At 73.4% G+C, this 14,440-nt stretch carries 13 protein-coding genes; 5 read left to right on the forward strand and 8 right to left on the reverse strand.

Annotated elements, in window-relative coordinates; all coding sequences use genetic code 11:
• Positions 1 to 3 precede the first annotated feature (3 nt).
• Positions 4 to 909: a PAC2 family protein gene (locus OG738_RS35425; protein WP_329047511.1), complete on the forward strand. Its 906-nt coding sequence runs from the start codon at positions 4 to 6 to the stop codon at positions 907 to 909.
• 3 nt (positions 910 to 912) lie between these two features.
• Here OG738_RS35425 and OG738_RS35430 read toward each other — a convergent pair whose 3' ends face one another.
• Positions 913 to 1,851, reverse strand: coding sequence for a phosphotriesterase family protein (locus tag OG738_RS35430; RefSeq protein ID WP_329047512.1), 939 nt, complete (start codon positions 1,849 to 1,851; stop codon positions 913 to 915).
• Positions 1,852 to 1,889: 38 nt separating this feature from the next.
• On the opposite strand from OG738_RS35430, the gene OG738_RS35435 reads away from it, so the two are divergent.
• Positions 1,890 to 2,435, forward strand: coding sequence for a CGNR zinc finger domain-containing protein (locus OG738_RS35435; RefSeq protein WP_329047513.1), 546 nt, complete (start codon positions 1,890 to 1,892; stop codon positions 2,433 to 2,435).
• Here the strand turns inward: OG738_RS35435 and OG738_RS35440 are convergent.
• From OG738_RS35440 to OG738_RS35450, 3 genes are read right to left on the reverse strand one after another with little or no spacing between them, the layout of a single operon-like run.
• Positions 2,430 to 3,263, reverse strand: a complete 834-nt coding sequence (locus OG738_RS35440; RefSeq protein ID WP_329047514.1) for a metallophosphoesterase family protein — start codon at positions 3,261 to 3,263, stop codon at positions 2,430 to 2,432. The genes OG738_RS35435 and OG738_RS35440 overlap by 6 nt on opposite strands.
• Positions 3,227 to 4,489 carry an MFS transporter gene (locus OG738_RS35445; protein ID WP_329047516.1) on the reverse strand — a complete coding sequence of 421 codons (1,263 nt, stop codon included), beginning with the start codon at positions 4,487 to 4,489 and terminating at the stop codon, positions 3,227 to 3,229. Before OG738_RS35445 ends, OG738_RS35440 begins: the two co-directional genes overlap by 37 nt.
• Positions 4,486 to 5,073, reverse strand: coding sequence for an ArsR/SmtB family transcription factor (locus OG738_RS35450; RefSeq protein ID WP_329056935.1), 588 nt, complete (start codon positions 5,071 to 5,073; stop codon positions 4,486 to 4,488). Before OG738_RS35450 ends, OG738_RS35445 begins: the two co-directional genes overlap by 4 nt.
• Positions 5,074 to 5,219: 146 nt before the next feature.
• On the opposite strand from OG738_RS35450, the gene OG738_RS35455 reads away from it, so the two are divergent.
• A complete protein-coding gene (locus tag OG738_RS35455; protein ID WP_329047517.1) occupies positions 5,220 to 5,696 on the forward strand; it encodes a MarR family transcriptional regulator in 477 nt (158 codons plus the stop codon).
• A 158-nt stretch (positions 5,697 to 5,854) separates the two neighbouring features.
• Positions 5,855 to 7,486 carry an ABC-F family ATP-binding cassette domain-containing protein gene (locus OG738_RS35460; RefSeq protein WP_329047519.1) on the forward strand — a complete coding sequence of 544 codons (1,632 nt, stop codon included), beginning with the start codon at positions 5,855 to 5,857 and terminating at the stop codon, positions 7,484 to 7,486.
• Positions 7,487 to 7,542: 56 nt separating this feature from the next.
• On the opposite strand, the gene mshC is transcribed toward OG738_RS35460, so the two are convergent.
• Both mshC and OG738_RS35470 read right to left on the reverse strand, forming a co-directional pair.
• Positions 7,543 to 8,781, reverse strand: a complete 1,239-nt coding sequence (gene mshC, locus OG738_RS35465; RefSeq protein WP_329047520.1) for a cysteine--1-D-myo-inosityl 2-amino-2-deoxy-alpha-D-glucopyranoside ligase — start codon at positions 8,779 to 8,781, stop codon at positions 7,543 to 7,545.
• 71 nt (positions 8,782 to 8,852) lie between these two features.
• Positions 8,853 to 9,611 (reverse strand): MerR family transcriptional regulator, encoded by a 759-nt coding sequence (locus OG738_RS35470; RefSeq protein WP_329047521.1) that lies wholly within the window; start codon positions 9,609 to 9,611, stop codon positions 8,853 to 8,855.
• Positions 9,612 to 9,740: 129 nt separating this feature from the next.
• Between OG738_RS35470 and OG738_RS35475 the strand changes: the two genes are divergently transcribed.
• Positions 9,741 to 11,075, forward strand: coding sequence for a hypothetical protein (locus OG738_RS35475; protein WP_329047522.1), 1,335 nt, complete (start codon positions 9,741 to 9,743; stop codon positions 11,073 to 11,075).
• Here OG738_RS35475 and OG738_RS35480 read toward each other — a convergent pair.
• Positions 11,051 to 13,015 (reverse strand): VWA domain-containing protein, encoded by a 1,965-nt coding sequence (locus OG738_RS35480; protein WP_329047523.1) that lies wholly within the window; start codon positions 13,013 to 13,015, stop codon positions 11,051 to 11,053. The genes OG738_RS35475 and OG738_RS35480 overlap by 25 nt on opposite strands.
• Positions 13,012 to 14,409, reverse strand: coding sequence for an ATP-binding protein (locus OG738_RS35485; RefSeq protein ID WP_329047524.1), 1,398 nt, complete (start codon positions 14,407 to 14,409; stop codon positions 13,012 to 13,014). Before OG738_RS35485 ends, OG738_RS35480 begins: the two co-directional genes overlap by 4 nt.
• Positions 14,410 to 14,440 lie beyond the last annotated feature (31 nt).

Raw genomic sequence — 14,440 nt, forward strand, 5'->3', positions numbered from 1 at the left:
TTGGTGAGTGAGCCCGTCGACGAGACCCCGCGGCCGCCCGGCGACCGCCCCGAACCCACCCGGCCTTTGATGGTCGTCGCCTTCGAAGGCTGGAACGACGCAGGTGACGCGGCCAGCCGGGCGGTCGAGCACCTGCAGCTGAACTGGGACGCCACGCCCCTGGCCGAACTGGAGCCCGACGACTACTACGACTTCCAGGTCAGCCGCCCGACCGTCCGCATGGTGGACGGCGTCACTCGACGGGTGGACTGGCCGACGACAACGCTGTCGGTGTGCCGCCCCGACGGGTTCGACCGCGACGTGGTGCTCGTGCAGGGCCCCGAGCCGAACATGCGCTGGCGCGCGTTCTGCGCCGAGCTGCTGGAGCACATCAAGCAGCTCGACGTCGCGACCGTGGTGACGCTCGGCGCGCTGCTCGCCGACACCGCGCACACGCGGCCGGTCCCGGTCACCGGGACGGCGTACGACAAGGACACCGCGTCGCTCTACGGGCTGGAGATGAACAACTACCAGGGCCCGACCGGCATCGTCGGGATCCTGCAGGACTACTGCGTGCAGGCGGGCATCCCGGCCGTCTCGATCTGGGCCGCCGTGCCGCACTACGTGTCGCACCCGCCGTCCCCGAAGGCGACGCTGGCGCTGCTGCACAAGCTGGAGGACATCCTCGACGTCGAGATCCCGCTGGGCGCGCTGCCCGAGCAGTCCGAGGAATGGCAGCGCACGGTCAGCGAGATGGCCGACGAGGACGAAGAGATCAGCGAGTACGTCCGCAGCCTCGAGGAGCGCGGCGACGCGCAGAGCGAGGTCGAGCCGGAAGAGGTCAGCGGCGACAAGATCGCCGCCGAGTTCGAGCGTTACCTGCGCCGCCGCGGCCGAGGCGGCGGACAGGAAGGCTTCGGTCTGCGCTGAGCCCTACTTCAGCCAGCTGGTGGCGAACGCCCGGGCGGGGTTCGCCACCAGCATGGCCGTGACGACGTCGCCGCCGAGCAGCTTCGTCAGCCGCGGCACCAGCGTCACGAGCAGGTACGGGAGGCCGCCCGGTTCGCGCCGGGCGGTGGCGGTCGTCGTGTCGCCGCCGAGCAGCAGCTGACCGCCGTGCCCGGCACCGACGAGGGCTTCGAGGCAGTCCGCGAGCCGCCAGTCCGTGGCCTGGTTCGCCTTCGACGGCCCGTCGAAGGCGAGGAACACCCCGGTCTCGGCGATTTCGCGCTGGATCCGCAGGTCCGGGTGGCGGTTCAGGTGGCCGAGGATCACCCGGTCGGCCGGGACCCGGTGGGTGCCGCACAGCAGCTCGGCGATCTCGAGCCCGGCGGTGCCGTGCTCCAGGTGGACGGCGATGGGCGCGCCGGTCTCCTCGTGGGCCACCGCGGCGGCGGTCAGGGTGGTGCGGGCGTGGGCGTCGATCGTGTGGAAGCCGCCGGCGACCTTGATCAGCCCGGCCCGGTGCCGCGTCCGCCGGTCTTCGGGCAGGTCGGCGGGGCCGGTGCCCTCGACGAGATCGGCGACGAAGAGCCGGACCAGATCGTCGACCACCCGGCGCAGCAGCGAAGGCGAGTAGTGCGCGGCCCGGTGCAGCCCGGTCGCCGCGACCACGTGCACCCCCGTCTCCTTCGAGAACTGGGCCAGCTCCCGGGTCCGGCGGCCGAGGCCGAACGGCGTCCACTGCACCACGGCCGAGCCTCCCGCGGCCCGGAACATGAGCAGCTGCTCCATGGCCGCTTCCGTGTCGTCGAGCTCCTCGCCCGGCAGCAGGTTCGAGGCGAAGAAGAGGTGGTCGTGCGAGTCGGTCACGCCCAGCCGGGCGGGGTCGATGTCGCCGAGCAGCGTGCGCACCTTCGGGTCCCCAGTCACCGTGCCGAGTGTAACGGCTCACCCGTTACGCTGGCGAGGTGTCCGACGACTTCCGCCTCGACCTGGGTGCGCCCTGGCTGAACCTGCTCGCCACCCGCGGCCGCCACTTCGGGCCGCAGCCGGTCGAGCGCATCCCGACCGCGGACCGGTTGCGTGACTGGCTGGCCCGCTCCGAGCTGACCCCGCTGGCCCCGGTCACGGACTTCGACCTGGACACCGCCCACGAGCTGCGTGAGGCGGTGCGGCCGCTCGCGCTGGGCGCGGTCGACGGCGTCGCGCCGTCCGCCGAGCAGGTTCAGGCGCTGACGAGGTTCTTGAAAGCGGAGCCGGTGCACCTGGCCGCACTCGACCGGCTGCACCGCAGTGCCCCGCCCACGGCGTCGGCCGCCTTCGCGCGGCTCGCACTCCAGGCGGCCGACTGGCTCACCGGACCGCTGCGGCACGACCTGCGGGCCTGCCCCGAGCAGGACTGCCGGGGCGTGTTCGCGGATCCGGGCGGCCGGCGGCGCTGGTGTCCGTCGCCCGCCTGCGCGAGCCGGGGCCGCGTGCGCGCGCTCAGGGAGCGGCGACGCGGGGCATCATGACGGCCAGAGGATCCGGCGCATCGGCACCGCGCCGCGCGCCCGCTTCCGCCACTCGCGGGGATAGCCGAGCGACACCTCTTCGAACCGCACGCCGTCGGCCTCCGTCGTCCGCGGGATGTGCAGGTGGCCGTAGACGGCGATCTCGGCGCGGTAGCGGACGTGCCAGTCCTCGGTCTGGGTGGTGCCGCACCACAGCGCGAACTCCGGCCAGTACAACGGCGCCGTCGGGTGGCGGTGCAGCGGCCAGTGCGACATGAGGATGGTGCCGTGGTCCCCGGGGATCGCGTCGAGCCGCTCGGTGCTGATCTTGAGGCGGTCCGCGCACCACGCCTGGCGGCTCGGGTAGGGGTCCGGGTGGAGGAAGTACTCGTCGGTGCAGACGACGCCGGCGGTCCGGGCCTGGCGCAGCGCCTCCTCCAGGGACTGCCCCTGCGCCTCGGGAGTCCGCCAGCTGTAGTCGTAGAGCAGGAACAGCGGCGCGATCGTCAGCGGCCGCGCGCCGTGGTGCCAGACGGGGAACTCGTCTTCGGGCGTGACGACGTCGATCTCGCGGCACTGCTCGACGAGGTACTCGTAGCGGGCCTGGCCCCGCAGCTGGCACGGGTCGTTGTTCGTGGTCCACAGCTCGTGGTTGCCTGGCACCCAGACGACCTTCGCGAACCGCTCGCGCAGCGTCTTGAGGGTTCCGATGGTCGCCTCGGCCCGCTCGGCGACGTCGCCGGCGACGAGCAGCCAGTCACCGGGCGTCTCCGGGACGACGTCGTCGAGGATCGGGCCGTTGCCCTCGTGGGTCACGTGGAGGTCGCTGGTGGCGAAGAGGTGCGGCACCCCTCCACCGTAACCATCGAAGACGGGGAAGTTTCGCGAATCCTGCGCTTCCGGGCCAGCATGAGCACTCCGGCGAAGACGTAGACCCCCGCCTGGACGTCCAGCAGTACCGCCGGTCCCGTCGTCGCGACCAGCGTGCCCGCCAGCAGCGCTCCCACCGTCGTGAACGTCGCCACCGCGGCGAACGTCGTGCTCAGCACCCGGCCCGCCCGCTCCGGCGCCACCGCGCTCTGGATCTCCGACAGCACCCCGGCGCCGACGACCACGCCCGGCGCGCCGACCAGCACGAACAACCCCACGTACAGCCCCAGCGCCGTCGTCACCATGGCCAGGTTCCAGATCACCGCCGACACCAGGCCCAGCGCGATCGACCCCCAGCCGAGCAACGCCGCCGGCGCCACCCGCCGCGCCACCGTGGCCAGCGCAAATCCGGCCGCCAGGCCGCCGATCGCCTGCACGCCCCGCAGCAGGCCCGCGTCGGCTTCGCTGCCACCCAGCACCTTCAGCACGTACACCACGAACAGCACCAGGAACATGCCCTGCGCCAGCGAGGTGAACGCCAAGGCGAGCCCGGTGCGCCACAGCCGCCGGTTGGTCGTCACCTCGCGCAGGCCGTCGAGCCAGGCCTGGACCACCGGTTCGGGCCCGACGGCCGGTGCGGGTGCGCTCATCCGGCGGAACGGCTTGGCCAGCAACGCCGCCGCCACCGCGAGCACCACCAGGTAGCCGGTGATGACGTCCGCGAGCCCGCCGAAGCCGAGCAGCGCGCCGCCCGCCCAGCCACCGGCCAGCCGGGCGACGCTGCCGTTCACGCTCATCAGCCCGTTCGCGCCGGTGACCTCCTCGACGCCGACCAGCTCCGGCACCAGGGCGTTGCGCGCCGGTTCGAACACCGACGCCAGCGCCGCTTGCGCGGCCATCACCGCGTAGACCGCGACGACGCTCGGCTCGGCCAGCAGCGGCAGCGCCACGACGGCCAGCCCGCAGCAGACGCCGAACAGCACCGCCCGCCGGTTCCAGCGATCGGCCACCACGCCGGCGACCGGGCTCAGCAGCACCGCGGGCAGCAGCCCGAGCACGATGCTCAACGCCGTGGTCGCGGCGGAGCCGGTGCGCTGGAAGACGTACACCGGCAGCGCCACCTGCAGCATCCACTCGGCCGTCTCGCCGAAGAACGCGGCCACCCACAGCCGCGCGAACGCCGGAACCCCCAGCAGCCGCTTCATTCCTCCGCCTTCCCCGAGTGTTCGATGCGCGGGAACGCCCGCAGCCCGACGTGGACCGGGCGCGCGCCCGCCGGCGCGTCGGTCCGGATGGCCCCGACGTACGGCCGGACCAGGGCGTCGATCGCGTCGGTCAGCCGGGTCAGCTCCTCCGGCGTGACGCGCAGCGCGTACGTGATCAGGCCGGACGCCGCGCGCCAGGCGGGATCGAGGCCGTCGAGCGAGTCGAGGTACCGCTGGGTCAGCTCCTGCTCGTGGCCCAGGCTCGCGCCGACCATGCCGAGCTGGGCCGCCCGGTGCGCCGGGTCGTCGGCCAGCTCCCCCATCTCCAGCCCGACCTGCCGCGCGCGCCACGGCCGCTCCCGGCCGTCCTCGGCGTCCGCGCGCTCGACCAGGCCGTACTGCGCGAGCTGCCGCAGGTGCCAGCTGCAGTTGGACGCGGTCGAGCCGACCGCCTCGGCGCACTCGCTCGCGGTGCGCGGGCCGACGGCGGTCAGGTGGTTCAGCAGCGCCGACCGCAGCGGGTGCGACAGCGCGCGCAGCAGCTCGACGTCCTCGATCCGCTTGCGCGGCGGCAGCTCGGCCATCGGTCGTCCCATCTGAAAGAGTCATTTCGAAAGTTGTCTTTCATACTTGGCCCCGCCTGCGGATTTGTCAACCGGCTCCGCTATCGTTCGCGGGGCAGTGACTGCGCCGGGCAGTGACTGTGTCATCACCCGACCTTGGATGGACGTTGCCCGACCAGCGCGAACTCGCCACCGCCGCCGCCCTCGCCCTCCCCCGGTTCGTGGGCTCGACCGCGCTCTTCCACGCCGCGGTCGCCGACCGGATGGCCGTCACCCCGACCGAGCTGCACTGCCTGCACCTGCTCCACGGCGGTGTCAGCGACTCCCCGACCGAGCTCGCCCGGCTGCTCGGGATGTCGACGGGCGCGTTCACGCGACTGCTCGACCGGATGGAGCAGCACCGGCTCGCCGAGCGCGCCCCGGACCCGGCGGACCGCCGCCGGCTCGTCGTCCGGCCGCTGCCCGACCGGATGGCCGAGCTCGCCGAGCTGTACGCGCCGATGGCGCGGTTCGTCGGCGAGCGGCTCGCGCGCCTGGACCGCCGTCAGCTGACCGCGCTCGTCGGCTTCCTCACCGACGGCACCGCCGCCGCCGAGCAGGCGTCGGGAACCCTGCCGGATGTGACCCAGGCCATAACCAGTTGACTAACTCTACGGATGTTGCGTTAACCTGGCTCCACTATGAGGAACTGAACCGCGCCCATCCCGCTTCCGAGGCGGCACCCGGTCGAGCCTGACGCTCCCGCGTGCCACGACGCCCGGCGGGATTTCCGCTTCTTCTCATCCGGGCCCGGTGATGCGCAATGTCTACTCTCTTTCCCTTGCAGGCCAAGGACGTCGTCTTCGGCTACGGCACCCGCGTCGTCCTCGACGGCGTCACGCTGACCGCGTCGGCCGGGCAGCGGCTCGGCCTCGTCGGCGAGAACGGCACCGGCAAGTCCACGCTGCTGCGGCTGCTCGCCGGGCTCGAAGAACCCCGCTCCGGCGAGGTGCTGCGCGGTCCGGACGTCGGGTTCCTGCTGCAGGAGCTGCCGTTCCCGACGGACGCGACCTTCGCCGACGTCCTCGACGACGCGCTCGCCGAGATCCGCGCGGCCACCACCCGGCTCGACGAGCTGACCGCGGCGATGACCGACCGGCCCGACGATCCCTCGGTGCTCGACGAATACGGCCGCGTCCTGGAATGGGCCCAAGCTCACGACCTCTGGGACGCCGACCGCCGCGCGAAGCTCGTCTGCGACGGGCTCGGCCTCGGCGGCGTCGAACCGGACCGGCGGCTCGGCACGCTGTCGGGCGGGCAGCGGTCGCGCCTCGGCCTGGCGGCGTTGCTGATCCGGCGGCCCGAGACGCTGCTGCTGGACGAGCCGACCAACCACCTCGACGACGCCGCGCTGGACTTCCTCGAACGCCACCTCACCGAGCTGACCGGGATCGTCGTGCTGTCGTCACACGACCGGGTGTTCCTCGACGCCGTCTGCACCGACATCGTCGACCTCGACCCGGCCGCGGCCGACCGCCAGGCCGGCGGCGCGGTCCGCTACGGCGGCAGCTACACCGACTACCTCGGGCACAAGAAGGCCGAACGCGCGCGGTGGGAGCAGCGTTTCGCCGACGAACAGGAGGAGCTGAAGGAGCTGCGGGAGACCGTCGCGGTCACCGCGCGCAACGTCGCCTACGGCCGCGGGCCGCGCGACAACGACAAGTTCATCCACCACTTCAAGGGCGCCCGCGTCCAGAAGACGATCTCGCGGCGGGTGCGCGACGCCGAGCAGCGGCTCGAGCACCTCGAACGCAACCAGGTGCGCAAACCCCCGGCGCCGCTGCGGTTCCGGGCCGCGCTGACCGGGCACGCGACCGGCGACGGACCCGCGATCTCGGTGCGTTCACTGAAAGTTCCGGGACGGCTGAGCCTGCCCCGGCTCGACGTCGGCGCGTCGGCCCGGCTGCTCGTCACCGGCGGCAACGGCGCCGGGAAGTCGACGCTGCTGTCGGTGCTGGCGGGGCGGCTCGTCCCGGCGGACGGCACTGTCCACTTCGGACACGGGGTGCGCGTCGGCCTGCTGGAGCAGGACGTCGTGTTCACCGAGCCGCAGCGGTCGGCGGCCCGGGTGTACCGGGACGCGCTCGGCGAGGACGCTCCCCCGCTGAGTCACCTCGGCCTGCTGGCGTCCCGGGATCTGCGCCAGCCCGTCGGAGCGCTCTCGGTGGGCCAGCGACGACGGCTCGCCCTGGCGGTCCTGCTCGCCGAGCCGCCGGACGTCCTCCTGCTGGACGAGCCGACGAACCATATTTCGCTGACCCTGGCGGAAGAACTGTTCGCCGCGTTGGAAACGGCGCCGGGCGCGGTCGTCATCGCGTCCCACGACCGGTGGCTGCGCCGGGACTGGGCGGGTGATCACCTGGAGCTGGCCGCCGGTCGTCCGGTCGCGGTATAGGCCGTTATACACAAGGAGGGGCGTCGCTTTCCCGTGGAAGCGACGCCCCTCCTTCGTCAGAGGGTGATGCCGAGGAGGGCGTCGACGGCGATGCGGATCAGGCCGGGTGCCGCCGGGTCCGTGCCGTCGCGGCGCAGGGCCTCGCTCGCCCACGCGTCGATCGCGGTCAGGGCTTTCGGCGTGTCGAGGTCGTCCGAGAGGTGGTCGCGCAGCCGGGCGACGGTGTCGTCGGCGGACGGGCCGGTGGGCAGCGAGACGGCTTCCCGCCAGCGCGCCAGCCGGGTCTCCGCCTCGGCGAGCAGCGAGTCGGTCCACGGCCGGTCGGCGCGGTAGTGGCCGGCGAACAGGGCCAGCCGGATCGCGCCCGGGTCGACCTGGTCGGCCCGCAGCCGCGAGACGAACACCAGGTTCCCGCGCGACTTCGACATCTTTTCGCCGTCGAGCCCGATCATCCCGGCGTGCACGTAGTGGCGGGCGAACGGCCCGTCCTTGGCGACGGCCTCGGCGTGCGCCGCGCTGTACTCGTGGTGCGGGAAGATCAGGTCCGAGCCGCCGCCCTGGAGGTCGAACCCGAGGCCCAGCCGGTTGACCGCGATCGCGCTGCACTCGATGTGCCAGCCCGGGCGGCCCGCGCCCAGCTCCGACTCCCACGACGGCTCGCCCTCGCGGGCCACGCGCCACAGCAGTGCGTCCAGCGGGTGGCGCTTGCCGGCGCGGTCGGGGTCGCCGCCGCGCTCGGCGAAGAACTTCGTCATGGTCGGCTCGTCGTAGTTCGACTCGTAGCCGAACTTCCCGGTCGCCGAGTGGTCGAAGTAGATGTCCGGGAACTCCGGGTCGTCCGCGCGGTAGGCGGCGCCGTTCGCGAGCAGCTTCGCGATGACCTCGACGATCTCCGGGATGCTCTCCACCGCGCCGACGAACTGCTTCGGCGGCAGTACACGCAGGGCAACCATGTCCTCGCGGAACAGCGCCGTCTCGCGCATGCCGAGCACGACCCAGTCGTCCTGGTCGCGCTGGGCGCGCTCGAGCAGCGGCTCGTCGATGTCGGTCACGTTCTGCACGTAGTGGACGTCGTGCCCGTTGTCCCGCCACACGCGGTTCACGAGGTCGAAGGCCAGGTACGTCGCGGCGTGCCCCAGATGCGTCGCGTCGTAGGGCGTGATCCCGCAGACGTACATCCGCGCGGTGGCGCCGGGCGCGGTCGGGCGGATCTGCCCGGTGGCCGTGTCGTGGAGCCGCAGCGGGCGGGGGGTGCCGGGGATGCGGGGCACGTCGACCGATGACCAAGTCTGCATGCCCTCGACTGTAAGCGCTGCCTCCGCCACCCTCCCGCCCGGTGGGACTCCTCCCCCACGTGGAGCAGCGGCTACTGCCGGCGTGCGACGTTCGCCACGATGGCGTCGCGGACGAACTCCGCGACGCCGGGCCGCTGCTCGTCCTCCCGGACCAGGAACGCCAGCTGCACCGGCTCGGTGACGTACAGCTCACCGATCCGCCGCTGCGTCTCGTACGAGCACTCGCCCATCACCGCGGCGAGCATCGCCCGGTGCTCCTCGGCGAGGTCCGCCGCCTCGGTGCCGTCCGGGGCACCGCCCGCGTCGCGCAGCGCGGTCAGCCGGCGCACCCAGTCCCGGCGGGCCGCTTCCCCGGCCGCCAGGTCCTCCTTGGACGGTGCGGTCGCACCCTGCCACTCCGGCGTGCCGCCCCACCGCCGCGCGGCTGCTTCCGCGTAGCCGTCCGGCTCGCGGAACCCGCCGAACACTTCGAACTTCTCCTCGGGCGTCAGTGCGTTGCCCATGGCTCTCGCCTCCATCGCGCGATCGACGGCCGCGACCATCCGTCCCAGCTCCCCCATGCGCGCGACGAGCAGCTCCCGCTGCCGCTTCAGGTGCGCGCCGGCGTCGATGCCGGGATCGTCGACGAGGGTCGCGATCGTCTCGAGGGGGAACCCGAGCTCCCGGTAGAACAGGATGCGCTGCAGCCGGTCGAGATCGTCGTCGGCGTAGCTGCGGTACCCGGCGCTCGTCCGGCCGCTCGGGCTGAGCAGGCCGATCTCGTCGTAGTGGTGCAGCGTCCGGACGGTGATCCCGGCCAGCGCCGCGACCTTGCCCACGGGATGCCCCATCGGTTCCCCTTGTCTTCTCCGGCCGGTGTGGCCCTTGCGGTGTTCACCGTGGTGCCTCACGCCGCGTGAGGGTCAAGCGTCACCCTTCCGTAGCCGCCGCGCCGCGGTGAGCGCGGTTAGCCTGGCCCGATGGGCACCATGATCGTCGCGGGCGGTGCGGTCGCCGTGATCGCGCTGGTCACGGCGGTCGTCCTGCGACGGCTGCGCCGACCCCGGCCCCGGCCGGTGTTCGGTGCCGTTCCTCGCGAACCCCTCGCGGCGGTGCGCCGCGACGAGCTCCTGGCGAAGATCGACGAGACGTTCCGCACCGGGCGTTCCTGCGTCCTGCTGGGCCGCGGCGGGGCGGGCAAGACCCACCTCGCCGCCGCGTTCGTCCGGGACGACCGCGCGCCGGTGCTCTGGGTGGTGGCGGCCGATCCGGCGAACACCGCCCGCGCCTACGCGGAGCTGGCCCGGCGGAAGGGCTTGACCGGCCCCGACGCGGGCCTCGCGTGGCTCGACGGACGCGACGGCGCCATCGTCGTGTTCGACGGCGCCACCGACCCGGACGCGCTCACCCGGTGGCTGCCCGCCCGGGCCCGGGTCCTGGTGACCACGACGGTGCCGGACTTCGAGATCCTCGGCGCCACGGTGCCGGTGACCGGCTTCGACCCGGCCGAAGCGGCCGGCTTCCTCCGCGCGCGGTCGGGCCGGGACGCCGACGCGGCCGGCGTCGCCCGGGAACTCGGCTACCTGCCGCTGGCGCTCGCCCAGGCCGGTGCCGTGATCCGGGCTTCGGGCCGCACGGACTACCTCGACCGGCTGCCGCGCACGCCGCCGCTGGAGCGGGAACCGGGCGACGACCATCCGCCGTGGGTCGAGGACACCACGCTCGCGGCCCTGCGCACGGTGGCCGTGCGGGACGGCCGGGCCGTGGTCGTCGCCGAACTCCTGGCCGTGCTGGCGCCGCGGGGTGTGCGGCGGGCCCTGCTGCACCGGGCCGGCCCGGATCCGGTGGCGGTGGACGCCGCGCTGGCCGGCCTCGAAGGCGCGTCGCTCGCGGAGTTCGACGTCAGCGGCGAAGTCGTCACCATGCACCGCCTGACCCGCCACGCGGTACTGGGCCGGCTGCACGCGCAGGAGCGGCTGGCCGAGGCGCTGGACCGGGCGTTCGCCGTGCTGGACACCGAGGACACCGCCGAGCTCGCCGACCACGCCGCCGCGCTGTGGCGGCAGTTCCGGGCGCTGCCGTCGGTCTCCGCGGGCCCGCGGCTCGGCCCGATCCTGCGGCTGCGGCGCCGGTCGGTCGACCTCCTGGTGGCCGAAAGCGCGTTCGCGCAGGCCCGCGCGCTCGGCCGTGAAGTGCTCGCCGACCACGACGCCTACCTGCCCGCCGGCCATGACGACACCGCGCTCGCCGCCGAGTCACTGGACCGGGCGGCGAGCCCGCCGGCGCCGGCTCAGCGCCGCCGGGTGCGCAGGTAGTCGCCGACCACCGCGGCGCCCAAGCCGTCCAGGTCCGGCGCGACCACCCGGCCACCGGAGCGGCGGGCGATCACGTCCACGAACGCCGTCAGGCGTGGGTCGTCGCCGAGGCGGAACACCGTCACCGAGGCGCCCAGCTTGGCCAGACGGTCCACTTCGGACAGTGTCTTGTGGAGGGTCCGGGGCTGCGGCGGGTAGTCGAAGACCGCTTCGCCGTCCGGTTCCAGGTGGGCGGTCGGCTCGCCGTCGGTGACCATCAGGACCACCGGCTGGGCGTCCGGGTGCCGTCGCAGGTGCTGCCCGGCCAGCAGCAGCGCGTGGTGGGCGTTGGTGCCCTGTTCCCACGCGCCTTCCAGGCCGATCAGCTCCGGCAGCTCGACGGACATCGCGTGGCGCCCGAAGGTGATCAGCTGCAGCGCGTCGTTGCGGAAGCGCGTGCTGATCAGCTGGTGCAGCGCGAGCGCGGTGCGCTTCATCGGCAGCCAGCGGCCCTCCTGCACCATCGACCACGACGTGTCGACCAGCAGCGCCACCGCGGCGCGGGAGCGGTGTTCGGTCTCGACCACTTCGACGTCCTCGACGTCGAGCCGGACCGCGCTCTCCCCCACCGACACCGACCGCAGCACCGCGTTGCGGATGGTCCGCGGCACGTCCCAGGGCTGCATGTCCCCGAACCGCCACGGCCGCGACGCACCCGTCGGCTCCCCCGCCGCGCCCGCCGACTCGGTCTCACGGTCGCCGGTCTTGCCGCGCAGCGCGTTCACGACGTCGGCCAGCGCCGTCTCGCCGAGGCGCCGCAACGCCTTGGGCGACAACCGGAGCGTCCCGTCGGCGGCCCGTTCGAACAGGCCCTGGCGGCGCAGCTCACGCTCCAGTTCGGACAGTCGCCGCGCGTCGACGCCGGCGTCCTTGCCGAGCTGGCGTTCGAGGGCCTCCAGGTCGATGTCCTCCAGCCGCGCGCCGGGGTAGGACTGGCCGAGCTGCTCGGCCAGCGCGTCCAGCTCGGCGAGGTCGGCCATCGCCTGGGCGCCCTCGCCCATGCCCAGCGGGTTGTTGCCGCGGAATCGTGCCGAGCCCGTCCAGTCTTCGCCCGGCCGCGCGGCCCGCAGCTGACTGTCCAATTGGGACAGCTGTTGCGCCAGGCGCGGGTCGCCGAAGGCCTGCTGGGTCAGCTCGGCCAGCTCCGCGCGCTGCTCGGCCGACATCGAGTTGAGCATCCGCTGCGCTGCGGCCGACCGCTCGGCGAGCGCGTCGATCAGTTCTTCGACGTTCCGCGGGTTCTCCGGGAAGAACTCGCCGTGCTTGGCCATGAAGTCGTCGAAGCGTTCCTGGATGTCCTCGGTGCCCTGGGCGTGCGCGGCCAGGAGGTCGTTGAGGTCCGACAGCATCTCGTTGATGCGCTCGACGTCCTCGGGGCCGGCGTTCTGCAGCGCCTGCTTCATGCCCTGGAACCGCGACTCCATCAGCTCCTGGCCGAGCAGGTCGCGGATCTGCTGGTAGTTCTCCCGGCCCTGGTCCGACCGCCAGTCGTAGTTCGCCAGCTCGTTCACGGCCGCGGCCGTGCCGGGCGGCAGCGCGTCGAGCTGGGCCTCGCGGAAGCGTGCTTCGTCGTCCGGGTCCGGGAACAGCTCGCGGCGCTCGGCGTCAAGCGCTTCCTCCAGCAGGCGCTGGACTTCCTGCAGGGTGCCGTTGAGGTTGTTGCGGCGCTGGATCTGCGACCGGCGCTGCCACAGGCGCCGGGTCAGCTCGTCGAGGCCCGACGTGCGCTCGGTGCCGCGCCGGAGCAGTTCCTCCAGCGCGGACCGCGGTGACGACCCGGCCATGACCTCGCGGCCGATCTCGTCGAGCGCGTCCCGCAGGTCGGCCGGTGGCGCGAGCGGGTCCGGCCCGTCGTGCCACGGGCCGTAGGAGTAGCCGTCGGGAAGCGGGACCGCGGTCATCGGCCGTAGACGGTCGTCGTGTCGTCGGAGTCCTTGGCCAGGCGCCGGGCCAGGAACAGCGATTCGAGGGCGAGTTCGACGGCGGCCGCGATCCGGCCGGCGGGCTCGTCGGCGCCGACGCCGGCGCGCTGGGCGACCTCGTGCAGCACCGGGAGCTCCGGCAGGGCTTCGAGGACGTCCTTGCCCGGCACCCGCTCGCCGGTGGCGACCAGGTGGCCTTCGGCGACCGCGTCGGCCAGCGGCCGCAGGTCGAGACCGGCGAAGCGCTCGCGGGCGGTCTCGGCGATCGCGCGGCGCAGCAGGTGCACGAGGTGCTCGATCTCGCGGCCCTCTTCGCCCGGCTCGAACTCGATCTTGCCGCGCAGCACCGACGGGACGGCGTCGAGGTCGACCGGCCGGGCCACCGCGGGCTCCTCCCCGGTCAGCGCCGACCGGCGCAGCGCGGCGGCCGCGACGGTCTCCGCCGCGGCGACGGCGAACCGCGCCGAAACGCCGGAGCGCTGGTCGATGACCGGCGACTCGCGCAGGTTCCGGACGAACCGGGCGAGGACCTCCAGCAGCGGCTCGCCGACCTCGGCGACCAGGTGGGCCTCCTGCCGGACGACGGCCACCTCCGACTCGACGTCGAGGGGGTAGTGCGTGCGGATCTCGGCGCCGAAGCGGTCCTTGAGCGGGGTGATGATCCGGCCGCGGTTGGTGTAGTCCTCGGGGTTCGCGGTGGCGACGAGCAGGACGTCCAGGGGCAGCCGCAGCGTGTAGCCGCGGACCTGGATGTCGCGCTCCTCCATCACGTTGAGCAGCGCGACCTGGATGCGCTCGGCGAGGTCGGGCAGCTCGTTGATGGCGACGATGCCGCGGTGGGCGCGCGGGACCAGGCCGAAGTGGATGGTCTCGGGGTCGCCCAGGCTGCGGCCTTCGGCGACCTTCACCGGGTCGACGTCGCCGATCAGGTCGCCGACCGAGGTGTCGGGCGTGGCGAGCTTCTCGGTGTAGCGCTCGGAGCGGTGGCGCCAGGCGACCGGCAGGTCGTCACCGAGCTCGGCGGCGCGCCGGAGCGAGGCGGGCGTGATCGGCCGCAGCGGGTGTTCGCCCAGCTCGGAGCCCTCGATGACGGGCGTCCACTCGTCGAGCAGGCCGGCGAGCGTGCGGAGCAGGCGGGTCTTGCCCTGGCCGCGTTCGCCGAGCAGGACGACGTCGTGGCCGGCCAGCAGCGCGCGTTCGAGCTGCGGCAGGACGGTGCGGGAGAACCCGACGATGCCGGGCCAGGCGTCTTCGCCGGTCCGGAGGGCGGTCAGCAGGTTGTCGTGGATCTCTCGAGCGATGGGCCGCGGCTCGTACCCGGCCGCGCGCAGGGCCCCGGCGGTGCGGGGAAGAGCGTCTGGAACTGCGTTCACCCGTTCGACGCTACTGCCGGATCGCCGGTGC

Source organism: Amycolatopsis sp. NBC_01488, from assembly GCF_036227105.1.
Taxonomy (GTDB): Bacteria; Actinomycetota; Actinomycetes; order Mycobacteriales; family Pseudonocardiaceae; genus Amycolatopsis.